We start from the raw sequence: 24927 nt of genomic DNA, 5'->3' as shown, positions 1-24927 counted from the left end.
GGGGCCCCACGGTGCTGAGTTGATGTCAGGCGTAGGGGTCGAACGGGATCCCGGCGGGCTTGGAGTTGTTGAGGGCGTCGTTGAAGGTGCTGTCCGAAATCTTGATCGTGGCCGAGCCGAAGTCCGCGTTCATGAGCTTGTCGCGCAAACCTGCCGGGTACCCGTTCCAGCCGACCAGGCGCGGATAGGACCAGCTACCGGTGACGTTCTCCGGCGGTTCGTCGTTGGAGTTCGCGAGGCGGAAGAAGTGCGTCGAGGCGCCGTCCTTGTGGTAGACGACCTTCGGGTGGGACCCGTCGAAGCGCACCGCCGACCGGGGGTACGCCTTCCATCCGCTGTGCTGCGAGGTGGAGACGTACTGGACCTGGTTGTCGTTGATCCAGACCACGACGTGTTCCCAGTCGTGCCGGTGCCCGATGGCCGCGGGCCCGAGGGTGGCCTGGTCCTTCTCGAAGTAGCCCGCGTACACCACCGCGCACCAGCCGTTGTTGCACTTCTCGCGCGAGTACGTGTTGGCGTTCGCCAGCTGCGGGTAGTCGTGGCAGTGCCCGTTGACGTCCCCGCCGGGCTTCAGGCCGGGGTTGAGGGTGCCGTCGGCGCCGATGGCGGCGGTCGCGTAGCAGCCGTCCCCGTCGTAGTCGAAGGCCGGGGAGAAGGTCTGCTCGAGCCCGTCGGCGTTCTGGGGCAGCGGCGCGAGGACGGAGGCGCTCGCGTCGGTCGGGAGCACCATCACGAGAGCCGCCGCGCTGAGGACACTCGCGATCGCGGACCGGCGGATTCTGCCCCTGCGCGGCGGACGGGGGTCCGCCGCTTCCCCGGGGCTCATCGTCGACGACAGCATGCTGCGCACATCAACTCCATAGCAATACATTTGGGGTGAGAATCCTCACCCGGATTTCTTGCCGGAATGGGGCACTCTACGAGGGTCATGCCGACCGCAGAAGTCCTCCGGACGAAAGGTCCGGTGTCCCGGACATGAATGCCGAACTCATTCGTGAGGACTCCGGCTGTTCCACCGGCGGTTTACTCAAAGATCTTTCGGTGAAGGCCTGTTAACGGGACAATCGCCCCGTGACCATCACTGAAACCCCCGGTCCCCGTCGTGCGGGCCCGGCCGTCCTGGCCCGTGGATTCCTGGCCGCCGCAATGGCCGGTGCCGCCGCGGCGTGCGTCGTCGTCGGAATCGTGATCCGGGACGTAGCCCTGTGGTGCGCCGGCGGCGGCCTTTTCGCGCTCACGCTCGTGGTGATGACGCTCGCGGCGCGACGGAAACGCGCGCGGACGCCACGGCGGGAAAAGCATCGGGCCCTCGCCATGATCGAGAGCCGGCGGGCCACCAGCGGTGAGTCGGCGGACGTTCCGATCAGATTCGTCCTGACGGTGGCGCCCGACGACCGTGCGGCCTACCGGGTGGAGTTCTCCCAGCCGATCAACCTGGTCGACGTCCCCGACTACCGGCCCCGCGGCATCGTGGTGGTCGAGTATCCCGCCGACGAGCCGTGGGCCACCAGGATCATCACCGAGCCCGATCCGGAGTGGGCCGCCAGGGCGGCCGAAGCGCGGCTGGACTCCGCCCCGGAGTCCGCTGTGGTGACGGATCCGAACACGTGGGGCTCGTGCTGCCTGATCGGCGTCGCGGGACTGCTCGTCGGCGCGGCGGTCGTCGTTCTGCTCTTCCGCGCGGAACTGTTCGACGACGAGGGCGGGGTGCGGGCCGGAGGCACGGGAGCCTCCTCGCCCTCGACGAGCAGTTTCTCGCTGAGCGCGACGACCACGGAGACGTCGGAGTCGATGCTGCTGGACGGGCAGATGCGCCGGACCGCCGCCGCGATGATCGCGGCACACTCACCGACGGCCGTCGAGTTCACCATCGAGGAGCACCGGATGTCGGCCCGCGGCATCGGCCCGCGGGACGCGAGCGCCTCGAACCCGTCGATCGATCTGCGCACCCTGCCGTACGAACGGCTCCCCGGCCTGGTGCGTGAAGCGCGCGCCACGTCCGGTATCGGTGACACCGGCACCTGGCGCATCGCCGTCGGCCACGACCCGGGGACCAAGGCCCCGCTCATCCGCGTGACCGTGTCGGACGCGCACCGGTCCGCCTTCCTGCTCGCGGACGCTCAGGGCCGGGTCACCCAGCGCGCCGCTCGCTGACGCGGGGCCCGCGGCGTCCGGTCGCCGGGGCTGTCAGCGGGTGGTGGTGCCGTCGGCGATCGCGTGCAGCCGGTCTCGCAGGATCAGGGCCGCGGGCAGGGGTGCGGTGGGCAGCGCGGTGTGCAGGGTGCGGTGGGGGAGGGGGTTGTCGAGCGGGCGCAGCACGAGTTCGGCCGGCACGGCCCGGGCGGCCAGGGCGGGAACCAGCGCGACCCCCAGGCCGGCGGCGACGTAGCCGAACTTCCCGGTCCATTCCGCGATCCTGATGAGCTTCCTGGGAGTGAAGCCCGCCCGGCCGCAGGCGTCGTCGAGGATGGCCGGGCGGCCCGCGGGGGAGTCCTGGATCCATGCCTCGTCGCGCAGGTCGCGCAGGTCGACCGTCGCGGCCGCGGCCAGCGGGTGCTCGCGGGGCAGGAGGACGCGCAGCTCGTCCCGCAGCAGTTCGGTCGTCGTGACGCCCTCGGCCGTCGGGAGACCGGACGGGTAGTCACTGATCACCGCAAGGTCCAGGGCGCCGTCGGCGAGGCGTTGCGTCAGGGTGTTGCTGCGGCCCTCGACGGCGATGACGTCGATGTCCGGCCGCGACCGCTGGAACGCCCGCAGGGCGGCGGGCACCAGCGAGATGTTCGCAGTCGCGAACGCGCCGACGCGCAGCGTTCCGCCCTGTCCCGCGTGGATGGCGGCGACCTCCTGGGCCGCCCGGGCCAGGCGCTCGAGCACCTCCACGGCGTGATGGTGCAGGGCATGGCCTGCCGGGTTCAGGCGTACGCCGCGGGGGAGTCGTTCGAACAGCGGGCCGCCTGACCGCTGTTCGAGGGAGGCGATCCGGCGGGAGACGGCGGACTGGGTGTAGTCGAGCCGGGCCGCGGCCCGGGTGAACGACCCCGTGTCGGCGACGGCGACGAGCAGACGCAGTGCGTCGATCTCGAACACATTCCCCCCAGTCATGGCTGCGATGCATTCTAGTCGCTGGTGGAATGCCTGCTCCGGTCCTAGCGTCACATCCGGGGCCGCGGTCGCGCCGGTCGGACCGGCGCGCGGTGATACCGCCGCCCCCGCGTTCACATTCGAGGAGGCAGCGTGCTGGTGGTACCGCGAGTTGAGATGGAGCCGGGCCGGTGACCGCGGGAGCGCCCGTCGAGTTGGCGGCGATGCTGGCCGACCTGGAGGAACTCGTGCTCTGCGAGTCCTTCTCCGCCGATCACGAGGCGCTGGCCCGCAGCGCCGACGTGGTCGGCGACCTGGGCGCCAGGCTGCTGGGCGCCGCGCCGGAGAGGATCGTGATCGAGGAAGTGACGCACCTGCGGTGGGTGTTCGGCACGCCGCGGGTGCTGCTGGTGGGGCACCACGACACGGTGTGGCCGACGGGGTCACTGCGCAGCCACCCGTGGTCGGTGGCGGACGGGGTGGCCCGCGGTCCGGGGGTCCTGGACATGAAGGCGGGGCTGGTGCAGATGTTCCACGCGTTGGCGTCGCTGCCGTCCCTGGACGGTGTGTGCGTGCTGGTCAACGGGGACGAGGAGGTGGGCTCGCCGACGTCCCAGGCGTTGATCGAGCACTCCGCGCGCGGTTGCGCGGCCGCCTTCGTACTGGAGGCCTCCGCGAACGGACAGGGCGCGTTGAAGACCGCCCGCAAGGGCACGTCGCGCTACGAGGTGGTGGTGCACGGCAAGGCCGCGCATGCCGGGCTGGAGCCGGAGAAGGGGGTCAACGCCGCGGTCGAGGCGGCTCATCAGGTCCTGGCCGTCGCCGGCCTCGCGGCAGCTGTTGGCACCGCGGACGGCGTGAACCCGGACAGCGCCGGATCCGCCATGGGAGCCGTGACCATCACGCCCACCCTCCTGGTGGCAGGCAGCACGGTGAACACGGTGCCCGCGCTCGCGCGGATATCGGTGGACGTGCGGGTGCCCAGTCGGGCGGCGCAGGACCGGACGGACGCTCTGCTGCGCGGGTTGACCGCCCGGACGCCGGGGGCGCGGCTGGAGGTGCTGGGCGGCAGCCGACGACCGCCCATGGAACCGGAGTCGTCCGCCGAACTGTTCGTGCTCGCCGCCGGCATCGCCGCGGAACTCGGTGAGGAGCCGCTGCGGGGGATCGCGGTCGGCGGTGCCTCGGACGGCAACTTCACCGCGGGCGTCGGCTGCCCCACGCTGGACGGCCTGGGCGGCGTCGGCAGCGGAGCCCACGCGGATTCCGAACACGTCGTGGTCGATCGGATCGTTCCCCGTACGCGGCTGCTGGCGGAACTGATCGCGCGGGTCCCGCGATGATCCCCGACCGATCGAGGACAGCGCCCGTGACACCGCCGAAGCGGCTGCCGGCCGAGGCCGGTGAACTGGCGGCCCGGCACCAGCTCGGCGCTCTGCAGGCCGAGTTCGCCCCCAAGCCGATCGGCAGGGTCCTCGTGGCCCTGCACATCTTCCTGACCGTCCACCTTCTGGCGATGCTCGTCCTGCCGGGCCTGCTGTATTACTGGTGGCTGCGCCGACTGCCGAACTTCAGCCGGAAGCAGGCCGCGAAGCGCCTGTTCCTGTTCGAGCACGGACTGATCGTGCACCCGCAGTTCGGCGCCGGTGCCACCGTCCTGCGCTGGGAGTCCGTCCGCCTCTTCCAGGACATCACCCAGACGTTCGTCAACGGGGTGCCCGGCCCCACCACCTATCGCTACTCCGTGGTGGGCCCGGGCATCACGAGCGCGACGATCACGGAGTTCTACGACAACCCCCAGACTTGGGGACCGTGGATGCAGCACGCGGTGGTGCGGGCCCAGGGCCAGACGTCCCTGGAGGCGGTCATCGAGGGCCGGACGGTGAACTTCGGCCCCCACACGCTCTCCAGCACGGGCCTGCACACCCGCGGCAAGGGCGAGCTGCCCTGGTCCGACCTCCAGGAGTGCCGTGTCGCCGCGGGCAGGGTGCGCGTCATGAGGGCCGGCGCGTCCAGCCCGTGGTCCGACGACGCGCTCAGCGATATCGCGAACCTGCACCTGTTCCTGACCCTCGTCGGCAACCTCGCCCCGCGGTAGTGCCGCGGGGCGAGGATCGTCAGCCGGCGGCCGGTCCGGTCCAGTCGGCGGCCACGTGGCCGAGGCGGACCCGCTGGGGGTGGTAGCCGACGGGGACGGAGAGGATCTTCTGTCCGGTGGCGAAGTCGATCGCGGTGATCTGGTTCGCTCCGCTCTCGGAGATGACGCAGGACTTGCCGTCCCCGCTCAGCGTGGCCCAGTACGGTTTCGACGCCGGGACGAGCGGACCCTCCTGCAAGGTGGCCCGGTCGACGACCGTGGCGTAGTCGTCCACGGTGCCGGCGACGCACAGTTTGGCACCGTCCGGACTCATCGACAGCCCGTGGTCGCGCGAGTCGTTGGGCCAGGTGGTCCGGTCCGGATTCGTGGCCGGGTTCACCGGCAGGGTCTTGACACGGGTGATCTTGTCCGTGGCGACGGAGTACTCGACGAAGCCGTTGAAGAACGACACCTGGAAGTACAGCTTCGACCAGTCCGGGGAGAACGCCACCGGCCGCACGGCGTTGGAGAGGTCCGAGCGGCCGAACGCGTTGAGGCGGGCCCGCATGTCGATGGTCCGGACCGGCTGGTAGGTGGCGCCGTCGACGACGGTGATGTGCCGGTCGCCCTTGGTCCAGTCCCACAGCGGGTCGTCGAGGTTCGTCTGGACCTCGCCGATCGACATGTTCCACAGGTATCTGCCGTCATGGGTGAAGACGTTCTCGTGCGGCTTGGCGCCCGTCGGGAAGGAGCCGAGCTGCCGGCCGGTCTCGATGTCGATCACATAGGCCGCGTTCGCCAGGGAGGCGGAGACCACGACGCGCCGGCCGTCGGGGGACAGCGCCATGTGGTCGGAGCGGTAACCCGACACCGGATAGCGCCAGTTGACCTTGCCCGTCGCGAGGTCGAGCGAGACCACATCACCGAAACTCGGGCGGGAGACGACCACGGAACGTCCGTCCGGCGTGGTGTACATGTCGTCGACGTACTGGTCGTGGCCCTCGCCGGGGCCCTGCTGGATGGCGAGGTAGATGGCCAGCCGGATCGGGTTGAGGTAGATCTCGGTGAGCCGCTGCGCCTTGTCGGGGATCACATTGACGTGCCCGACCTTCGCGAAGGTGCCGGTGGAGCGGACCACGTCGGCCGTGCCGTCCCAGTTGTTCCCGACGAACAGCACCTCCCGGAGGGGGTCGGCGGCCCGGGGCTGCTCGGCGCCGGCCGGGGCGGTGCACACGGCGGTGAGGGCCAGGGTCGCGGCGAGCAGGACGAGAGAGGTCCTCGGGCGCTTGAATGCGTTCATGGAGACTCCGGAGTCGATGGCGTCGAACGGGGGCCCGCCGACCGGAAGTGCACCGCGGCTCGGACGGATACGGGGCGGCGCCGTGCGGGCGACGGGGGTCTCCCGCACGGCACGCCGGTGTTACTTTTCGGTAGTCCACAGGAAACCAAGGCCGCTCGCACCACCGATAGGCACCGGTCCCCAAGGACGTGCCCTTCGGTTGTGACTCGGCCCCAACCAGCCCTGGACACCGGGCGAAGGCGGTAGAACGTGGTGGCTGAAGCGGGTCGTAGCGCGCTCACCGCGGTGTTCCGGGCCATGGCCGCCGACCCGGCCGTCGTCGACGAGGTCGTCGCGGCGGCGCGTGCCGATTCCGTCGAGGTGGCCAGGCTGCCGCCCGCGGAGAACCGGCGGCACGTCGAGGTGATGCTCGCTGCCGGGCTGGCCGCGTTCGTCCGGCCCGGGGAAGCGGGTGAACCCGCGCCCGACGTCGAACCGGACTTCGAGGCGGCCGTCCTGCTGGGTGCCGACCGGGCCGCGCAGGGCGTGCCCATCACCGCCCTGCTGCGCGGAGTCCAGGCGGGCCGCAACCGTGCGGTGCAGATCGCCACGGAACGGGCCCGGGCCGCGGGCGTGCCCGCGGAGGTCATGCTGGAGGTCCTGCTGCAGTCGGACCGCTACACCGGCGCGCTGGAGATCCACGTCATCACCGGCTACCACGAGGCCGAGTTGGAGCTGGCGCGCACGGCGCGCGACGTCCGCACACAGGTGTTGCGCCGACTCCTGCTCGGTGACGCCCGCACGCTGTCCGCCGACGAACTGGCCGACACGGGGCTGCAACCGCAGGGGCAGTACCACTGCGTCGTGTCGGACGTCACCGACCCCGTACGCGCCCGCGCCCTGGAGCGGCAGCTCGCCGGCAACTCCGGTCTCTTCGGCCTGGTCGACGGCAAGTTGACCGGGATCACCACCCGGCTCCCGCCGCCCGGACCGCTCGACGTCCAGGCGCTGGTGGTGGTCGCGCCCGCAGCCCCCCTGCACCGGATCCGTGCGCTGTACGCACTCTGCCTGGACGCTCTCGGCTCCGCCGAAGAGCTCGGGCTGCGCGGGCCGCACCACGTCACCGACCTCGCCGGGCAGAGCGCACTGTCCACCCGGCCCGCGATGGCGGACCTGCTGAGCCGCACGCTCCTCGGCGCGCTCGACCCCGCTGATCCCTTCCACCGGCAACTCGCGGCCACCGTGCTCGCCTACCTCGATCACGGGCAGCGGTTCGACCGCACCGCGACGGCCCTGCACGTCCACCCGAACACCATCCGCTACCGGCTCACGCGGTTCGAGGAGACCGTCGGCACCTCACTGGAGGCGCTCACCACGCAGGGCCGGACGGCCGTCCTGGACACGCTCCACTGGTGGTGGGCGCTGCGCACCTGGCTCGGACCGCGCTGACCTGCCGCCCGCGGGCCGATCGCCGAGGCGTGACGGCGCGGCACCGGGCCGGGTGTGCGGGTGTCCGGCAGGGGTAGGCGAAGCCGACAGGAGCGATCGGGAGGACAGTCCGCTGATGACAGAGCAGTCCGGCAAGGCGGTCGTGGGTGGCTCGTCCGGGGAGGACGGCAAGACCAGGGTCACGATTCTCATGGCGCTCGGTGCCAATCTGGTCATCGCCGTCGCCAAGGCGGTCGGTGGACTCTTCGCCGGATCCCCCGCCCTGCTGTCCGAGGCCGCCCACTCCGTGGCGGACAGCCTGAACGAGGTGTTCCTGCTCGCCTCCCTCAAGCGCAGCAAGCGTGCGCCGGACAACGAGCACCCCTTCGGCTACGGCAAGGACCGGTTCTTCTGGTCGCTGCTCGCCGCGGTGGGAATCTTCACGATGGGCGGCTGCTTCTCGGTCTTCCAGGGCGTCGAAGCGCTGCGGTCGAGCGGCGAGGAGAGCCATTCCGGCTATCTGGTGGGGCTGGGTGTCCTGGTCGTCGCGCTGCTCGCCGAGGCGGCGTCGCTGGCGAAGGCGCTGCTCCAGCTGCGCGGGCAGGCCCGCGAGGCGGGACGCGGCCTGCTCCAGCAGATCCGGCTGGCCGAGGATCCGGCCCTGCGGACCGTGCTGGCCGAAGACGGCACAGCGGTGATCGGTGTGCTGCTGGCCATCGCCGGCATGGCGCTGCACATGGTCACCGGGCAGGTGCAGTGGGAGGCCGGCGCGTCGCTGGCCATCGGCGTCCTGCTCATCTACGTCGCCTACCGGCTCGGCAAGGACGCCCGCGGACAGCTGATCGGCGAGGCCGTCGATCCGGGGATGCAACTGCGGATACGGGCTTTCCTGGCCGAGCAGCCCGAGGTCGACGCCGTCACCTCGCTGCTGACGATGCGGCTGGGGATGGACTCCACGCTGGTCGCCGCACGGGTGGACCTGGTGGGCGGGCTGGACAGTGAGGAGGTCGAGGAGATCTCCGGCCGGATCAAGGGCGAGATGCGGGAGAGGTGGCCCACCGCCGACCATGTCTTCCTCGACATCACCGACGCCTCCGACGAGGACCGCTCCCGGGCCGGCCGGGACCGGGAACTCCTCGACGGGGCGGCCGCGGAGCACCCCGCGGGTCGCTGACACGTGCTGGTCCACGCGGGGGCGCGGACCGGCACGCGAGCCCGTCAGTACCAGCCGGTGCAGACGGTCCTGCCGTTGTAGCCGCAGGCCCGCATGACGTAGCCGGCGTCGTTGAAGGCGGTCGTGTACGTGCCCGTGCCGGACTCCAGGTGCTTCATCCCCATCGGACCCGTCCACGTCGAACCGCCGTTGGACGAGCGGTCCACCCATACCTGGTTCTTCACCTGCGCCCTGCTGATCCGGCCCCAGGCGCACCGGCTGGCCGCGTTGTAACGCAGCTCGATGATCATGTTCCCGTTGTGCGCGGTCTTCTTGCTCATGGCGCTGCCCGTGTCGCACACCACCGGTGCGCCGGCCGCCGCGTCGGCGACGGGAGCCAGCGTGAGCAACCCGCCCCCGATGAGGGCGACGGCACTGACTCCGGCGGCGATCCGGCGCTTGAACACAGACATCCGCGGTCCTCTCGACAGGTTGCCGGAGCGGGCAGGTACCGGGTCGGTACCGCCTGAAGCCGACAGCCACGACCCCCCAGGCGGGGGACGAACGGGATAAGCCTCCCCTATGGGTAGTTGTCGTGCGGGGATTCCGGCGCGTGTCACCCTCGCGACCCCGCAGGGGCCTTGGTCTTCACCGGAACGCCGCAACGGGACGGACGGAGCGCTTCGCTCTCGGTGAACCTCTGCGCTGTCGGCGAAGTCCGGTCGCGCGGGCCGGCGGCCGGTGTTTGAGTGGCCCGATGAAAATCTTGGTGTTGGGCGGGACGGCATGGCTGGGTCGCGAGGTCTCGCGACAGGCACTGGAGCGCGGGCACCGGGTGACGTGCCTGGCCCGCGGGGAGAGCGGCGAAGTGGCCGAGGGCGCGACCCTGGTCACCGCGGACCGGCGCGACGCGTCGGCCTACGAGAGTCTGGCGGACCAGGACTGGGACGCCGTGTTCGAGGTGTCGTGGCAGCCCGGCTTCGTCCGCGCGGCGCTGGCGGCACTCGCCGAACGCGCTGGTCACTGGACGTACGTGTCGTCGGTCAGCGCGTACGCGACGCACGGGCAGCCGGACGCGGACGAGTCCGCCGAACTGCTCCCGGCGGCGGAGGGGGACGAGGTCGAGCGCGAGGAGTACGGGCAGGCCAAGGTGGCGTGCGAGCAGGCCTCGACGGCCGTGGTGGCGGACCGGCTGCTCATCGCCCGCGCGGGGCTGATCGGCGGCCCGGGCGACCACACCGGCCGCACCGGGTACTGGGTCGCGCGGTCGGCCCGCGAGCCGCTGGCGCCGCTGCTCGTGCCCGACTCCCTCGACGTGCCGACCCAGGCGGTCGATGCCCGGGACCTCGCGGCGTGGCTGGTCCTCTGCGCGGAGAACGGGACGACGGGGACCTACAACGCGGTCGGGCCGGTCGTGCCCTTCGGGCAGTGGCTCGCGATGTCGCGGGAGATCGGCGGCCACACCGGACGGCTCGTGGAGGCCGGCCGGGAGTGGCTGCTCGCCCAGGAGGTGGGCGAGTTCATGGGCCCCGAGTCGCTCGCGATGTGGATGGCGGACCCGGACTGGATCGGCTTCAGCGACCGCAACGGCGACGCGGCGGGCGCGGCCGGCCTGCGGCACCGGCCCCGGGCCGAACTGCTGGCGGACATCCTGCGCTGGGAGCGGGAGCAGGGCCTGGACCGGCCCCGCCGCGCGGGGTTGAGCAGCGAACGCGAGCGCGAACTGCTGGCCGCGCTGGACTGACCGGCCCCAGGGCCGACGGGCCCGGCGGGCGTGCCGCCGGGCCCGTCGACGTTCACGGATCGAAGGGTGCCGCGCGGCGTGCCGGACCTTGTACGGGAAGGTCCGGCACACCGTCGGACACGCCGCGAATCAGTGCTCGCAGTCGTCCTTGTCGCCGTGCTGGTTGTGGCTCTGGTGGCCGGTCTGCTGGCCGTGCTCGCTGTGCTGGCCGTGGGTCTCCTGGCCGGCCTGCGGGCCGTGCGAGCCGTGCGGGCGACCGTGGTCGTTGTTGCGCCCGTCATCGCCGGACTTGTCGTGACCGGAGCCGTTCACGCAGGTGTTGCCGAACGCCGGGTTCAGCAGGCCGATCACGTTCACGGAGTTGCCGCAGAGGTTGATCGGGATGTGCACGGGAACCTGCAGCACGTTGCCGGACAGGACGCCGGGCGAACCGATGGCTGCTGCCTGCGCACCCGCGTCGGCGGCGGCCATGCCCGCACCGGCGAACAGAGCGGACCCCATGACCGCGACCACCGTGGTGGCCTTGGCGAAACGCGACATCAAAATCTCCTTGTCGAGTGAGCACCGCACCGGTTGCGGCACAGACCCGAGGATCAAGCCCACACATTCACCTCGAAAACCGCCCCAACACGCCGACTTTGCCGGGACATAAATGGCATCTCACCGCAACGGAGCACCCGGTGCCCGCCATCGATCAGGAATCCTGAGGAGCGGCACGCGCGGGGACGCCCGGTTCAGCCGCCTCGGCCGGTCAGCCGGTGTGCGGGGTCCACAGGACGGCGTGATAGGTGGAGTTGACGGTGTCGGGGTCGGTGGTGGTCGCCGCGGTCCCGGTGACGAAGCCCCTCCGGTCGGCGCCGTTCGCGACGGAGACGAGGCCGCCGGCCGCGGGCAGCAGCGTGGTCGTGCGGGTGTCGGTGCGGTACGCGAAGGCGAGAGTGGGGGTGGGGTAGGTCTCGCCGATGACGAGCTTCCCGCTGATCCCTTCGATCCTGGTGCGGCCCTGGTTCGAGCCCAGTGCCGTCCGGACGCCCGTGGTGAGATCGACGGTGCAGGCGCTGCGGCCGTCCGAACCGACAGCGGTGTCGCCGCTCACGCGGGTCTGGGCGAACATCCGGTCGCCGAGGTCGGTCCATGCCCCGGTGCGGAGGTCGTACGCGAAGCCGTGGGCGGTGGGTGCGGGAGTGCCACTGGGCTGGGATGGTCGGCGAGCGCCTGGCCCGAGCCGAGGGTGAGTGCCGCGAGGGTGGCCGCGGTGGTGGCGCAGGCGCGTAAACGGGTGAAGGTCATGAAGCCCCCTGGGTGGAAGTCGAGCGCGGACGGTTGGCACACCGGACGCGCGACCTGCCGGGATGCCGCGCGGGCGGTCGCCGGTGATCCCGTCCTTGCTACCGCGCGCGCGGCCCGGACGAACGCCGAGCGGCGACAGGTACGACCAAATTCAGCACGGGAGCGAGCGCAGGTGACCGTCCCCGACGCATCTTCTGTCGCACTCCGCCTCGCTCGGACACACCTCAGGGCATGCTGGGTCGGACGAGCGGGCGGCGCGCGATCCGGCGGGCGTTCCGGTGGGCGGGCCGGAAGGCGACACGTAAACCGATCGTCCGGGGAGCCGCGTGCGGAGTCACGGATGCCGGGTCCGTGGTGCGGCGCCTGGTGTGCCCCCCGGGGTCAGGACCGGAGGGCACACCCGCTGAAGGTCCGCGCGGGGGCGGACGAACGTGCCGGCCCGGGCCGGTCCTCAAAGTGGCGGCGCCGGGCAGGCGGCGGATTGAGGACCGGTCTCAGGACGGGGGTTCTGGCTCCGCCGTCACCGTGAGCCCGGCGCGCAGCGGCAGTTCGGCCGACGAGGATCCGGCGAACAGGGCGACGTCGCCGGGTTCGGTGCGCCAGCCGGCATGCTCGGGCGACCAGTACTGGAAGGCGCGCGGATCGACGCGGACGGCCGCTGTCACCGTCTCGCCCGGTTCGGCGCGGACGGCGGCGTACCCCGCGAGCCGGCGCTCCGGGCCGCGAGACGAGGCGTCCGGCGGGCGGGAGAGGTAGACCTGTACCACTTCGCGGCCCGCCCGCGCGCCGGTGTTGCGCAGCCGGACGTGGACCGTCAGGGCGGCCCCCGCCGCGAGCTCCGCGGGGGCCGAGAGGCCCTCGTAGCTCCACCGGGTGTAGCCGAGGCCGTGCCCGAACCAGAAGGCCGGCTCGTTCGTCGCGTGCAGCCAGGCCTGGTAGCCGATGCGGGGGCCTTCCGCGTACCGCAGGACGCCGTCGACGGGCACGGTGTCGAGCACCGGGACGTCCTCGGTGCGGGCCGCCCAGGTGGTGGGGAGCCGGCCGCCCGGCTCAGCGGCGCCGAAGAGCACGTCGGCCAGCCCGTCGCCCGCCTCCTGGCCGGGGAACCAGCCGAGGAGGATGGCCGGCACCGCCTCCCGCCACGGCAGCTCGACCGGTCCGCCGGAGTTCACGATCACCACGGTCCGCGGATTGGCCGCGGCGACGGCGGCCACCAGCTCGTCCTGACGCCCCGGCAGGGCCAGCCCCGGGCGGTCGAATCCCTCGCTCTCGAACTCGTCGGTGGTACCGACCACCACGATCGCCAGGTCCGCGGAGCGCGCGAGCTCCACGGCCGCGGCCAGCTCCGCGTCCTCGTCGCGCCGCGGCGGGTCGGCGGCCAGCGCCACCGGGTACCCGGAATCGGCCTCCATCCGGCGCCGTGCGACCAGTCGTACGTCCTGGCCGGCTTCGACCTGGCAGGGGACCTGCCGGAAGGACGGCGCGACGTGGAGGTAGGTGGGGTCCCGGGACTCGGGTGTCACGTACTCGTCGATCAGCGTCCGGCCGTCGACCCGCAGGCTCACCTGGCCGAGTCCCACCACCGCGAACTGCCACGCGCCGGACCGGTCCGGCCGCAGCACGGCGCTGACCTCGACGGTCGTCGCCGCGCTGATGTCGGCGCCGGCGTCGGTGGGTTCCAGGATCCGGCCGCTGAGCCGCTGCTCGACGTGGACCTCGACGTCCGCGTCATTGAGGTAGCGCACCAGGACTCCGGGCTCACCGGTGCGCGGGTTGTAGGCGTTGCGGGCCGACAGCGGCGTCGGGCGGGCGGTGAGGAAGACGCCCGCGCAGTGCCGGACCTCGGCGATGCCCTCCAGCGCGCCGCGGATGCCCTCCATGGGGGAGAGCGCGGCGACGGGGAAGACACCGGCGCTGCCCCCGCCCTGGATCCGGGCCGCGGCGGCGTTCGGCCCGATGACCGCGACCGATCGCAGCCGCGCGCGCTCCAGCGGCAGCAGCGCGTCCTCGTTGCGGAGCAGCACCGCCCCGGCGGCGACGGCCCGGCGCAGCAGGGTCCGGGCGGCCTCGGGGGAGGGCGCGGGCGGCGGCACGGGGCGGGGCGGTTGGCCGGCCAGCGCGCCGACGCGGGCGGCGAGCCGCAGGATGCGGCGGATCTTGGCGTCGATCGCCGCCTCGGGGACGGTGCCGTCCTCGACCGCCCGCACCAGCGCCGCGCCCCACAGGGCGTTCGGCCCCGGCATCGACAGGTCCTGCGCCGCGCGGGCCGAGGCGGCGGTGGAGCGCACCGCGCCCCAGTCCGACACCACCAGGCCGTCGAAGCCCCACTCGCCCTTCAGCGGCTCGTCGAGCAGCGGGCTCTCCGACATCGCCGTACCGTTGACGGCGTTGTACGCCGACATCACCACCCAGGCACCGGCCCGGACGGCGGCCTCGAAGGGCGCCAGGTACACCTCCCGCAGGGTGCGCTCGTCGATGTGCGCGTCCAGGGTGAGGCGTTCGGTCTCGGAGTCGTTGGCCACGTAGTGCTTGGCGGTGGCCGCCACCCCGCCGCCCTGCACCCCGCGTACATATGCGGCGCCGGTGCGGCCGGTGAGCAGCGGGTCCTCGGAGAAACACTCGAAGTGCCGGCCGCCGACCGGGGAGCGGTGCAGGTTGAGGGTGGGCGCGAGCAGGACGTCGATCCGTTTGCGGCGCGCCTCGCCCGCCAGCAGCCCGCCCAGCTCCTCGACCAGTTGCTCGTCCCAGCAGGCGGCGAGCGCCGTGGGGGAGGGCAGGGTGAGAGCGGCGTCGCGTTCGTCCCAGCGCTCGCCCCGCACCCCGACCGGGCCGTCGGAGAACGTCATGGCCCGCAGCCCGACGGCGGGCTCCGCCGGAGTGCGGAAGACCGCGGAGCCGGAGAGCAGCCGCACCTTCGCGGGCAGGTCGAGCTTGGCGATCAGCCGGTCCAGCTCCTCGGCGGACGGTAGTGCGGCGCCCTGGGGTAGGGGGGCGGTGGGGACGGACGGTTCTGTGGGGTCCTGAGCGGTCACGGTCATCCCTTCATCGCTCCCTGCATGATTCCGTCGAGGATCTGGCGGCCCATCAGAAGGAAGACCACGATGATCGGCAGGCTGGAGACCAGCGTGCCGGCGAGTACGAGTGAGTTGTCCCGGAAGTAGCCGCTGGCCAGTTCCGACAGCGACAGCTGGACGGTGGGGTTCTGCTGCGTCATGACGACCTTGGGCCAGTAGAAGTCGTTCCAGGTGGCCATGAACGTCAGCATTCCCAGCACCGCCATCGCGGGGCGGGCGGCCGGCACCACGACGTGCCAGGCCAGTCCGCGGGTGGTGCAGCCGTCCATGCGTCCGGCGTCGAGCAGTTCGTCGGGGACGGCGGTGACGAGGTACTGGCGCATGAAGAAGACGCCGAAGGCATTGGCTATGGACGGGACAATCAGGGCCTGCAGATGGTCGGTCCAGTGCAGCCAGTTCGCCATCATGATGTAGAGCGGGATGATGCCGAGCTGGGTGGGCACCATCATCGTCGCCACGACGGCACCGAGCAGGCCGTTGCGGCCCCGGAAGCGCAGCTTCGCGAAGGCGAAACCGGCCAGGGTCGAGGTGGCGATCACCGAGACCGTCACCAATGAGGCGACGATCACCGAGTTGAGCAGGGCCAGTTGCATGTCGGACTGGCTGAAGACCCGGCCGATGTTGGACCACAGCCGGGATCCGGGCAGCAGGACGGGTGGCATGCGGGTGATCGAGGCGTTGTCGCGGGACGCGGCCACCACCGTCCAGTAGAGCGGGAAGAGGGAGAGCGCGACCACCACGGCCAGGACGGCGTAGATGCCCCGCCCGGCGGTGAGCTGACTGTTGCGGGCCCGCCGGCGGGTCGGCCGGCGCGGCTGCCGGGGGGCGGGGCCCTGATGCGTGGGGCGGGTGGTGCCGGTGAGGGGAACGGGGGCGCTCATGCGGCGTCGACTCCCTTCATGCGTCGCGCGAGGACGAAGTTCAGCGCGACAATGAGGACGATCACCAGGAACATCGCCCAGGAGATCGCGGCCCCGTAGCCGTACTTGAACTTCCCCCAGAACTGGTCGTACGTGTAGAGCGCCATCGTCTGGAACTGGTGTTGCGAACCGCCTGCCATGGGTGTCTGGCTGGCGCTGAACAGCAATGGTTCGCCGAACATCTGGAGCGCCCCGATGGTGGAGGTGATGACGGTGAACAGGATCGTCGGGCGCAGCATCGGGATGGTGATGCTGCGGAACTGCCGCCACCGGCTCGCCCCGTCGATGGCGGCGGCCTCGTAGAGCTCGAACGGCACGGCCTGCATGGCGGCGAGGTAGATCAGGGCGTTGTAGCCGGTCCAGCGCCAGGTGACGATGCAGGAGATGCCGACCCAGGAGGACAGGGTGCCGGCCTGCCAGTCGGTGTGGCCGACCCCGAACAGGCCGAGCACCCAGTTCACCAGCCCGTAGTCCCGCCCGAAGAGCTGGACGAAGATGATGGTGACGGCGGCCACCGAGGTGACGTTCGGCAGCAGCACTCCCATGCGGATGAAGGTGCGGCCGCGCAGCCGGTAGTTGAGCAGGTGGGCCAGGCCGAGCGCGAGCAGCAGTTGCGGAACGGTCGACAGGACACCGATGCCCAGGGTGTTCTTCAGCGCGTTCCAGAAGAACTGGTCGTGCAGCAGTGCCCGGTAGTTGTCCAGTCCGACGAAGGTGTGCTCGCTGCCTTCGGTGTCCGCCCGCCATCCGGTCAGGGAGACGTACGCGGTGTACAGCAGGGGGAAGAGGCCGAAGACGGCGAAGACCAGGAAGAACGGGGCGATGTAGAGGTAGGGCGAGGAGGTGCGCTCCAGGCGGCGCCAGGCGAACCGGGAGGGCCCGCGGGCGGCCGGGGCCGTGGCCGTTCTGCTGGTAGGTGGTGATTCGGTCGACACGGCCATGGCGGCGTACTCCTTGCGGACGGGGTTCGGGAGGCCGGGCGGTTCAGCCGCCGATGTTGGTGATCTCGGCGAGCGAGTTCTTCCAGGCCTTGTCCGGGGTGGCTTTGCCCTGCTCCACGGAGACCAGGCCGTTGCCGAAGACGTTGCCGATGTCACCGCCGTGCGCGCCCAGCGGCTGCGGGTTGAGGGCCTTCGCCGACTCGGAGAAGATCTTGCCGGTGGGGGCGTTGTTGAAGAGCGGGTCGGTGAACGAGGCGATGTCCGGCTGGCTCCACAGCGCCTGGTCGGACGGGAAGTACCCCTTGTTCTTGAACAGCCACGCCTCCTGGGCGGGTGCGCTGAGCCACTTGGCCAGTTCGACGGCGGCAGCCTGGTGCTTGCCCTGGGTCGGCACCGTCAGGTAGGAGCCGCCCCAGTTGCCCCCGCCCCCGGGGATCCTGGCCATGTCCCACGTGCCGCCGTCGGTGGGCGGATTGGCCTTGAACTCGTAGCTCATCCACGCGGGGCAGGTGACGGTGGCGAACTGGCTCTTCTGGAAGCCGGTGTCCCAGGCGGGGGTGAACGCCGCGATCCCGGCGGACTCGCCGTCCTTGATGGCACCGGCGACCTGGTCGAAGGCCTGCTTGACCGCCGGGTTGGAGTCGGCGATCACCTTGCCGGACTCGTCGTAGAAGCCCTGCGGCGCCTGCGCGGTCATCGCGGAGAAGACGTTGCTGCCCGCGTCGAACCACTTGGCCTTCTTGTCCGGGCTCTTGGCCAGGAACTGCTTGCCGGCGGCGAAGTAGGCGTTCCAGTCCGTGAGCAGCGCTGAGACCTGGTCGCGGTCGGTGGGCAGGCCCGCCTTCTTGAAGAGGTCGCTGCGGTAGCAGAGCGCCATGCCGCCCATGTCGGTGCCGAGGCCGTACAGCGACGAACCGTCCTTGCTGCTGGCGGGCTTGGTCTTGGACGGCACCCACTGGTTCTTGTCGACACCGTGGTCGAGGAAGTTCACGAACTTGCCCGACTGCCCCTGGAAGCCGGCGATCTGCCCGATCTCGACAGCCTCGATGTCGGCGGTGCCGCTGCCGGCCATCAGGTGCGCGTGCAGGTTCTGGTGGTGCGCACCCATGTCGGCGCGGTTCTCCTTGATCGTGATGTTGGGGTGCAGCTGGTGGTACTGGGCGTAGAGGTCCTTGTAGCCGAAGTCGGAGAAGAGGTTGACGGTGAGCGTGATCTTGGAGTCCGCGTTGTCTGCCGCGGGCTTGGCGTCGCCGCCGCAGGCGGTGACGAGCAGCGCGCCCGCGAGCGTGGCGCCGAGGGCGGCAAGCCGGGTGGTGCGTCCGGTGAGGGTCTCGCGCATGGTGGGTCCTTGATGACTGGGGAGGGAGAGCGGCGTGGAAGCGGCCGGGAGAGCGCTCTCCCGCTGGCGTAGATTCCTGCCGAAGGACCGTGGCTGTCAAGAGTTCGCGGCGGATGCGGAGCAGGAAATCGATGCCCGGAGCGCAGCACTACCAGAAAGCATGACAAAGCAAGAGTCCGGAGCTTCGCTGTGGCGCCCGTCCGGTCACAACGCTTGACACCCCGGAAGCGCGAAGGAAACCATCGCCCCACTCAGAGAGCGCTCTCCCGACTGCTCTCGCCCTCACGACCCGTACGGGACCCGGACAAGAGTTGGGACTTGCGAACCGTGCGGGCCTTCAAATCCTGCGGGCGAGCGCGCTCCGAAAGCGCTCACGGTGTTTCGCCGCGCGCGCGAACACGGTGCTGGCCGCTGGAGGGCTCAGGCCGCAGGGTGCCCGACACGCCGGGCCCGCAGGGCAGCATGATCAGCCCCTGCCGGAGGCAGGGGCTGATCAGGGCAGGTGCTCTCGGCGCGGGAGATGGCGGCCCGGTGTCAGTGCGGCGGCACGGTGGCGGCGGTGCCGGCGCGTACCGCCTCGACAACCTCGTCGTGGAGGTTCCGGCTGTCCGACTCGGACGGGCAGGGGATGGGGCTGCCCGTCATGGTGAACCAGTCCGACGAGCCGCTGTACTGAACGGCGATGCGTGCCTCGTCACCGGTCCATGTGGTGTGCACGGAGAGATCGCCCGTCAGGATTCCCACCTCGTCGGTGCGCACCCCACCGCGCCCGGCGAAGACTCCTGTGGTTGTCCATGACGCCCAGCTCATCTCTCCACTGTCACACTTCCGGCCGATCCCGGCGAGCGGGGGGCCGTGCGCTGCGGGTGGGCCCGGCGGGCGGTCTCCGGGGCGCCGTCGGATCGCTGGCCAAAGCTTCACCGTGACCCGCTGCCCGTACGGACGGCGGAGGGGGCACCCGACCGAGCGGGCGCCCCCTCCGCAGGTCAGGGCAGCGGTGGTGCTCAGCCCTGGAAGCGACTCATCGAGGAGTCGTCGAATGGTGCGTTCATCACGTTCGAGTCGTGGCAGTACGAGATGACGCCCGTACTCACCTTGATCTTGCAAACCTGGAAGTAGGCATAGTTGATGTAACCGCCCGGAGCGGCGTACGTCGTCCAGGCAGCGGTGTCCTGGCCCGTCGGAATGGTCCGCATCTTCCAGACGATCTTGCCGTTCTCACCGTACGTGACCAGTCGGGTGCCGATGGCGTAGCCATCTGCCGCCGTGTCCTTCAAGGTGATGTGGATGGGGTCCAGCCGGTACGGCGAGATCCTCCATCCGATGTCCATGTGCCCGGAGAAGGAGTTCTCCGTCACGGTGTCCGACGTGGTCGGCACGGCGGCCGCGGCGGGCGTCGCGGCGAGCGGGACGATCAGGGCGGCGAGCGCCGCGGCGCCGGCCAGGATGGTGTGCTGGAAACGCAAGATTCCCCCAAGGAATGAACTCGGCCGATCCGCCGAGATGATCATGGTAATGGCACCGGCGCCGTGCTCGCACACCCACCGAACCACGGTCGGACCGCCCGCATTTGGGCACTCCCCCTCGGGATGGGAGGGTGCCCCCACCGCATGGACTCCCTCCTCCGCGTCCCTTCCTTGTTCTGTGATCGTGAACAAATAGACTCTTGGTCCGTGGCCGTGCGAAGGTCGCACCAGGGCGCGCAGCCCCCGGAAATCGCTGAAGAGGGGTGCCGAGACGTGGGAAGCGGGCGGATGGATCCCGAAGCGCGTCCGCCGGTGATGGCGGACGTGGCCCGGGTCGCGGGCGTGTCCCACCAGACGGTGTCGCGGGTTCTCAACGGGGCCTCGCATGTGCGCGAGGAGACCCGGGACCGGGTGCTCGCCGCGATCCGCCAGTTGGACTACCGGCCCAACTCGGCGGCGCGGGCCCTGGTCACCCGGCGCTCCCAGACGCTCGGCGTCGTGAGTTTCGGCAGTGTGCTCTACGGGCCCGCCTCGATGCTGGACGGGATCGAGCAGGCGGCGCGCAGCGCCGGCTACTTCGTCAGCGTGGCGAGTCTGCGGTCGCTGGACAGCCGATCGGTGCAGGAAGCCGTGGACCGGCTTCGCGACCAGGGTGTGGAGGGCATCGCGGTGATCGCGCCGCAGACGTCGGCGGTCAGCGCGATCGGCAAGCTCTCGACCGTGGTGCCGGTCGTCGCGGTCGGCTCCGGCAGCGAGTCCCACGTGCCGGTGGTGGCGATCGACAACGAGTCGGGCGCCCTGGCGGCCACCCGGCACCTGCTCGACCTCGGACACCCGACGGTGCACCATGTCGCGGGCCCGCCCGGCTGGTTGGAGACCACGGCCCGGCAGAACGGCTGGCGCAGGGCGCTCGAGGAGGCGGGAGCGCCGGTGCCCTCCGTGCGGAGCGGGGACTGGAGCGCCCGCTCCGGGTACGAGGCCGGACTGGGTCTCGCGGCGGACCCCGAGGTCACAGCGGTGTTCTGCGCCAACGACCACATGGCGCTCGGCCTGCTCCGGGCGCTGCACGAGTCGGGCCGGGCGATCCCCGGTGACATCAGCGTCATCGGGTTCGACGACATCTCCGAGGCCGCCTACTTCTCCCCGCCCCTGACCACCGTGCGCCAGGACTTCGGCGAGCTGGGCCGTCGCGCGCTGGAGCTCCTGGTGGAGCAGCTGACCGGCGTCGGCCCCTCGCGCCACCACATCCTGGTGCCCCCGGAAATGGTGCTGCGCAGGAGCACGGGCCCGGTCCGGTCCCGCTGAGTGCGGGGCCCTCCCGCCGAAGCGACACGGCGCACCCGGCGGGAGGGGTGGAGCGGGCTACGCCTGGCGCGGGAACAGGCCGTTCACGAAGGCGTTGCGGAAGACCCCGGCGGGATCGTGCAGGGCCATCAGCCGCTCGAAATCAGGGGCCCGTTCGTAGCGGCCGATGACGTCCTGCGGTGCGATGGTGGTCAGCTTTCCCCAGTGCGGCCGGGCCCCGAGCGGCACGAGCCGGTTCTCGACGGCGCCGAGGACCGGCAGGACCGCCGCCGTGTCCTCGGTCCAGGTGAAGTGCAGCGCGACGGAGTCCTGCCGGTAGGCGGGACTGAGCCAGAGATCGTCCGCCGCGACGGTGCGGACCTCCGAGATCTGCAGGCAGGGGCGTATGCGGTCGCCGAGCTCGCGCAGCGCCGCGAAGGCCTCGCGGGCCGCCGCGCGCGGGAGGAGCAGCTCGGACTGCAGTTCCGCGCCGCTGCTCGGTGTGAAGTCGGGACGGAAGTGGGGGAGCCGTTCGTGCCAGGGCCCGGGGATGCCCGACTGCACGGTGCACCAGGTGCCGGGCATGGTCGGGATCGGGTGGCGCGGGCCGTCGGCCGGACGGGCTCCCAGCCACGAGTCGCCGGGATGCCCGGCGCCCGGCTGGTCCGTCCGCGTCTTGAGCCAGACCTGAGCGGCGTCCGCGTGCCAGTCGGTGAACACACTGACGCTGTAGCCGGCGCCGGAGATCTCGTCGAAACCGGCCGACAGCCGGTCGAGGGAGAGACCGTCGTAGACCCATTGCGCGACCTCGTAGGCCGGCTCGATGTCCAGGGTGACGTCGGTGACGATGCCGAGGGCGCCCAGTCCGATCACGGCACCGGGCAGCTGGCCCTGCGGATCCTCCCGGCGCAGCTCGGTCAGCCGGCCGCCGGCACCGACCAGGCGCAGCCCGGCGACCGCCGAGGCCAGGCCACGCAGGCCCTCGCCGGAGCCGTGGGTGCCGGTGGCGACGGCGCCCGCGATGGAGATCTGCGGCAGCGACGCCATGTTCGCCAGGGCGAAACCCTGCTCGTGCAGCCGCTGGGCGACCTGCGCGTACCGCAGTCCGGCGGCGACGGTCACGGTCGACGCCCGGCGGTCGATGTCGATCCGGGGCGGCAGGCCGTGCAGGCGTACGAGGTCGCCCTCGGTGTCCGCGACGAGGTTGAAGGAGTGTCCGGTCCCGAGCGCGCGGATGTTCTCCGCGGAGGCCACGAGGTGCTGCAGTTCCTCGACCGAGGACGGGGTGTGGACCTGTCGGGCCCGGAACGTCACGTTGCCGGCCCAGTTGGTCGGCGTGCTTGTCGTCATCGCTTGTCTTCCTGACCGGCAACTTTGTTATCGTTAACAATTACATCCGCTCTTATCGTGTCAGCTCCAGGAGGGTCTGTGCCACGGCCTGCCGAAGACACCCGTCTCCCCACCATGGCGGACGTCGCCCAACTGGCAGGGGTTTCGCACCAGACCGTGTCCCGGGTGCTCAGCGGCCACCCGAACGTGCGCGAGGTGACACGGGCGGGGGTGCAGAAGGCGATCGACGAGCTCGGATACCGCCGCAACTCCACCGCGCGGGCCCTGGCCACCCGGCGCACCCGCACGCTGGGTGTGGTCGCGGCGGACACCACGCTGTTCGGTCCCGCAAGCACCGTCGCGGGACTGGCGGAGTCGGCGCGGGCCGAGGGGTACATGGTTTCGACGGTGAGCGGGCGGGCGCTCAGCCGGCTCGGCCTCACCGAGGCGCTGCAGCACCTCGGTGAGTGGGGTGTGGAGGGCGCTGTGGTGATCACCCCGCAGCGTGAGGCGGCCGCCGCGCTCTTCGAGCTGCGCCACCCCTTCCCGGTGGTGACCGTCGAGGGCGGGCACGACCTGGAGCTCCCCAGCGTGTCGGTGGACCAGAACCTGGGTGCCCGGCTGGTCACCGACCATCTGCTCGGGTGCGGCCACCGCACCGTCTGGCACGTCGCGGGTCCGCAGGACTGGCTGGAGGCGGCGGCCCGTCTGGCGGGGTGGCGGGCGGCCCTGAAGGCGGCCGGCGCCGAGGTGCCCCCGCCGCTGATCGGGGACTGGAGCCCGCTCTCCGGCTACCGCGCCGGGCAGGAGCTCGCCGGCCGCGTCGGCCGCCGGGGGGCCGGCGGGTCCGATCTGACGGCGGTGTTCGCCGCCAACGACCAGATGGCACTGGGCATCATGCGCGCCTTCCGCGAGGCGGGCGTGCGCATCCCCGTGGACGTGGCGATCGCCGGTTTCGACGACATCCCCGAGGCGGAGTTCTTCGCGCCTCCGCTGACCACCGTGCGGCAGGATTTCGCCGCCGTCGGCCGGGCCAGTATCCGGCTGCTCCTGGACCGGATCGAGGGCGGCGACCGGACCGTCGTCCCGCACCACGTGATCGAACCCCAGCTCATCGTGCGGGGCAGCACGACGACCCCGGTGGTCTGACCCGCCGGCCACCGGACAGCCCGGACACGCCGCCGGCCACCGGACAGCCCCGATACGCCGCCGGCCCCCGGGAACAGAGCTCGGGGGCCGGCGGCGTATCGCTGGGTGCGGGGCGGGTCAGGAGCCGACCTTGCGCTTGTTGTAGACGTCGAAGCCGACGGCCGCCAGCAGCACCAGGCCCTTGATGACCTGCTGGTAGTCGGTGCCGATGCCCACCAGCGACATGCCGTTGTTGAGCACCCCGAGCACCAGGCCACCGATGATCGCGCCGAGGACGGTGCCGACGCCGCCGGAGGCCGAGGCGCCGCCGATGAAGGCCGCCGCGATCGCCTCCAGTTCGAAGTTGATACCGGCCTGCGGCGTACCGGCGTTGAGCCGGGCCGCGAAGACCATGCCGGCCAGCGCGGCCAGGACGCCCATGTTCACGAAGGCGAGGAAGACGACGCGCTTGCTCTTCACGCCGGACAGCCGGGCGGCCGGTTCGTTCCCGCCGATCGCGTAGGTGTGGCGGCCGAGGATCGAGTTGCGCATCAGGTAGCCGAAGCCGACCAGCAGGGCGCCCAGGATGAGCAGCACGATCGGGAAGCCGTGGTAGCTGGCGAGCAGCAGGGTGAACACGGTCACCGCGGCGGCGATGGCCGCCAGTTTGGCGAGGAAGAAGCCCAGCGGCAGCAGTTCGAGCCCGAAGCTCGCGGCCTGGCGGCGGCCGCGGAACTCCTGGAGCACCGCGATCGCGAGGACTCCGATGCCGAGCAGCAGGGTCAGGTTGTGGTAATCGGTGTACGGGCCGACCTCCGGCATGAAGCCGCTGCTGATCTTCTGGAAGCCGCGCGGGAACGGGGCCACCGACTGGCCCTGGAGCAGGATCTGGGTGCCGCCGCGGAACAGCAGCATGCCGGCCAGCGTGACGATGAAGGACGGGATGCCGACGTAGGCGATCCAGAACCCCTGCCAGGCACCGGCGACCGCGCCGATCAGCAGTGCGGCGACGAGCGCCACCGGCCAGGGCACGTCGTGTTTGACCATCATCACCGCGGCCGCCGCGCCGACGAAGGCGGCGAGCGAGCCGACCGACAGGTCGATGTGGCCCGCGATGATGACGATCATCATGCCGATGGCCAGGATCAGGATATAGCTGTTCTGCTGGATCAGGTTGGTGACGTTGAGCGGCTTGAGGAGCGTGCCGTCGGTCCAGATCTGGAAGAGCACGATGATCAGCGCCAGCGCGACCAGCATGCCGTACTGGCGGATGTTGCCGCGCAGGGCCTGGACCAGCTGCTGTCCCACCCCGCCGCCGGCGCCCCTGGGGCCGCTCGGCTTACCGTCGGTGGGTGTGCTCGCCTCGATGCCGGAGGTCTGTGTCTGGGCCATGC

22 protein-coding genes are annotated in these 24927 nt (G+C 71.3%); 8 read left to right on the top strand and 14 right to left on the bottom strand.

The genetic code is table 11. The annotated features are described in order from the left end of the window. Window positions 1-25: 25 nt before the first annotated feature. Window positions 26-730 (bottom strand): NPP1 family protein, encoded by a 705-nt coding sequence (locus tag O3X23_RS09935; RefSeq protein ID WP_269270970.1) that lies wholly within the window; start codon window positions 728-730, stop codon window positions 26-28. Between the two features lie 341 nt (window positions 731-1071). On the opposite strand from O3X23_RS09935, the gene O3X23_RS09930 reads away from it, so the two are divergent. Then, entirely contained in the window at window positions 1072-2154 is a 1083-nt protein-coding gene (locus tag O3X23_RS09930) for a hypothetical protein (RefSeq protein ID WP_269270887.1), read from the top strand. Window positions 2155-2187: 33 nt separating this feature from the next. Here the strand turns inward: O3X23_RS09930 and O3X23_RS09925 are convergent, their stop codons facing one another. Continuing rightward, a complete protein-coding gene (locus tag O3X23_RS09925) occupies window positions 2188-3087 on the bottom strand; it encodes a LysR family transcriptional regulator (protein ID WP_269270969.1) in 900 nt (299 codons plus the stop codon). A gap of 218 nt (window positions 3088-3305) precedes the next feature. Here O3X23_RS09925 and O3X23_RS09920 point away from each other — a divergent pair, with 218 nt between their 5' ends. Next, window positions 3306-4424 carry a M20 family metallopeptidase gene (locus tag O3X23_RS09920; protein WP_269270968.1) on the top strand — a complete coding sequence of 373 codons (1119 nt, stop codon included), beginning with the start codon at window positions 3306-3308 and terminating at the stop codon, window positions 4422-4424. A 26-nt stretch (window positions 4425-4450) separates the two neighbouring features. Continuing rightward, window positions 4451-5179 (top strand): DUF6585 family protein, encoded by a 729-nt coding sequence (locus tag O3X23_RS09915; protein ID WP_269270886.1) that lies wholly within the window; start codon window positions 4451-4453, stop codon window positions 5177-5179. Window positions 5180-5198: 19 nt separating this feature from the next. Here O3X23_RS09915 and O3X23_RS09910 read toward each other — a convergent pair whose 3' ends face one another. Next, window positions 5199-6458, bottom strand: a complete 1260-nt coding sequence (locus O3X23_RS09910) for a YncE family protein (protein ID WP_269270885.1) — start codon at window positions 6456-6458, stop codon at window positions 5199-5201. 249 nt (window positions 6459-6707) lie between these two features. Between O3X23_RS09910 and O3X23_RS09905 the strand changes: the two genes are divergently transcribed. Then, entirely contained in the window at window positions 6708-7886 is a 1179-nt protein-coding gene (locus O3X23_RS09905) for a helix-turn-helix domain-containing protein (RefSeq protein WP_269270884.1), read from the top strand. A 115-nt stretch (window positions 7887-8001) separates the two neighbouring features. Then, a complete protein-coding gene (locus O3X23_RS09900; protein WP_269270883.1) occupies window positions 8002-9039 on the top strand; it encodes a cation diffusion facilitator family transporter in 1038 nt (345 codons plus the stop codon). A gap of 44 nt (window positions 9040-9083) precedes the next feature. Here O3X23_RS09900 and O3X23_RS09895 read toward each other — a convergent pair whose 3' ends face one another. Continuing rightward, entirely contained in the window at window positions 9084-9491 is a 408-nt protein-coding gene (locus tag O3X23_RS09895; protein WP_269270882.1) for a DUF2690 domain-containing protein, read from the bottom strand. A 284-nt stretch (window positions 9492-9775) separates the two neighbouring features. Between O3X23_RS09895 and O3X23_RS09890 the strand changes: the two genes are divergently transcribed. Next, complete coding sequence (locus O3X23_RS09890; RefSeq protein WP_269270881.1) at window positions 9776-10762, top strand: NAD-dependent epimerase/dehydratase family protein; 987 nt, start codon at window positions 9776-9778, stop codon at window positions 10760-10762. 129 nt (window positions 10763-10891) lie between these two features. On the opposite strand, the gene O3X23_RS44115 is transcribed toward O3X23_RS09890, so the two are convergent. The 8 genes from O3X23_RS44115 to O3X23_RS09850 all read right to left on the bottom strand — a co-directional run bounded on the left by O3X23_RS44115 (window position 10892) and on the right by O3X23_RS09850 (window position 19792). Next, window positions 10892-11302 (bottom strand): chaplin, encoded by a 411-nt coding sequence (locus O3X23_RS44115; protein WP_443047807.1) that lies wholly within the window; start codon window positions 11300-11302, stop codon window positions 10892-10894. Window positions 11303-11513: 211 nt separating this feature from the next. Then, the gene (locus tag O3X23_RS09880) at window positions 11514-11876 is read right to left on the bottom strand and encodes a hypothetical protein (RefSeq protein WP_269270880.1); all 363 of its coding nucleotides are present in this window, start codon (window positions 11874-11876) and stop codon (window positions 11514-11516) included. Between the two features lie 670 nt (window positions 11877-12546). After that, entirely contained in the window at window positions 12547-15090 is a 2544-nt protein-coding gene (locus O3X23_RS09875) for a glycoside hydrolase family 3 C-terminal domain-containing protein (protein ID WP_269270879.1), read from the bottom strand. Next, window positions 15087-16007, bottom strand: a complete 921-nt coding sequence (locus O3X23_RS09870) for a carbohydrate ABC transporter permease (RefSeq protein ID WP_269270878.1) — start codon at window positions 16005-16007, stop codon at window positions 15087-15089. The genes O3X23_RS09875 and O3X23_RS09870 overlap by 4 nt, the downstream gene beginning before the upstream one ends. Continuing rightward, entirely contained in the window at window positions 16004-16987 is a 984-nt protein-coding gene (locus tag O3X23_RS09865; RefSeq protein WP_269270877.1) for a carbohydrate ABC transporter permease, read from the bottom strand. Before O3X23_RS09865 ends, O3X23_RS09870 begins: the two co-directional genes overlap by 4 nt. Before the next feature lie 43 nt (window positions 16988-17030). Then, window positions 17031-18326: an ABC transporter substrate-binding protein gene (locus O3X23_RS09860; protein WP_269270876.1), complete on the bottom strand. Its 1296-nt coding sequence runs from the start codon at window positions 18324-18326 to the stop codon at window positions 17031-17033. 534 nt (window positions 18327-18860) lie between these two features. Beyond that, a complete protein-coding gene (locus O3X23_RS09855) occupies window positions 18861-19136 on the bottom strand; it encodes a hypothetical protein (protein WP_269270875.1) in 276 nt (91 codons plus the stop codon). A gap of 194 nt (window positions 19137-19330) precedes the next feature. After that, a complete protein-coding gene (locus tag O3X23_RS09850) occupies window positions 19331-19792 on the bottom strand; it encodes a hypothetical protein (RefSeq protein ID WP_269270874.1) in 462 nt (153 codons plus the stop codon). 288 nt (window positions 19793-20080) lie between these two features. Between O3X23_RS09850 and O3X23_RS09845 the strand changes: the two genes are divergently transcribed. Continuing rightward, window positions 20081-21097: a LacI family DNA-binding transcriptional regulator gene (locus O3X23_RS09845; protein ID WP_269270873.1), complete on the top strand. Its 1017-nt coding sequence runs from the start codon at window positions 20081-20083 to the stop codon at window positions 21095-21097. A gap of 57 nt (window positions 21098-21154) precedes the next feature. Here the strand turns inward: O3X23_RS09845 and O3X23_RS09840 are convergent, their stop codons facing one another. Then, window positions 21155-22426 carry an FAD-binding protein gene (locus O3X23_RS09840; RefSeq protein ID WP_269270872.1) on the bottom strand — a complete coding sequence of 424 codons (1272 nt, stop codon included), beginning with the start codon at window positions 22424-22426 and terminating at the stop codon, window positions 21155-21157. A 78-nt stretch (window positions 22427-22504) separates the two neighbouring features. On the opposite strand from O3X23_RS09840, the gene O3X23_RS09835 reads away from it, so the two are divergent. Next, window positions 22505-23554: a LacI family DNA-binding transcriptional regulator gene (locus O3X23_RS09835; protein WP_269270871.1), complete on the top strand. Its 1050-nt coding sequence runs from the start codon at window positions 22505-22507 to the stop codon at window positions 23552-23554. 117 nt (window positions 23555-23671) lie between these two features. Here the strand turns inward: O3X23_RS09835 and mmsB are convergent, their stop codons facing one another. Continuing rightward, entirely contained in the window at window positions 23672-24925 is a 1254-nt protein-coding gene (gene mmsB, locus O3X23_RS09830) for a multiple monosaccharide ABC transporter permease (protein WP_269270870.1), read from the bottom strand. Window positions 24926-24927: the final 2 nt, after the last annotated feature.

This window comes from Streptomyces sp. H39-S7 (genome assembly GCF_027158205.1).
Taxonomy (GTDB): Bacteria; Actinomycetota; Actinomycetes; order Streptomycetales; family Streptomycetaceae; genus Actinacidiphila.
This window is presented reverse-complemented; position numbering and strand designations above follow the sequence as displayed.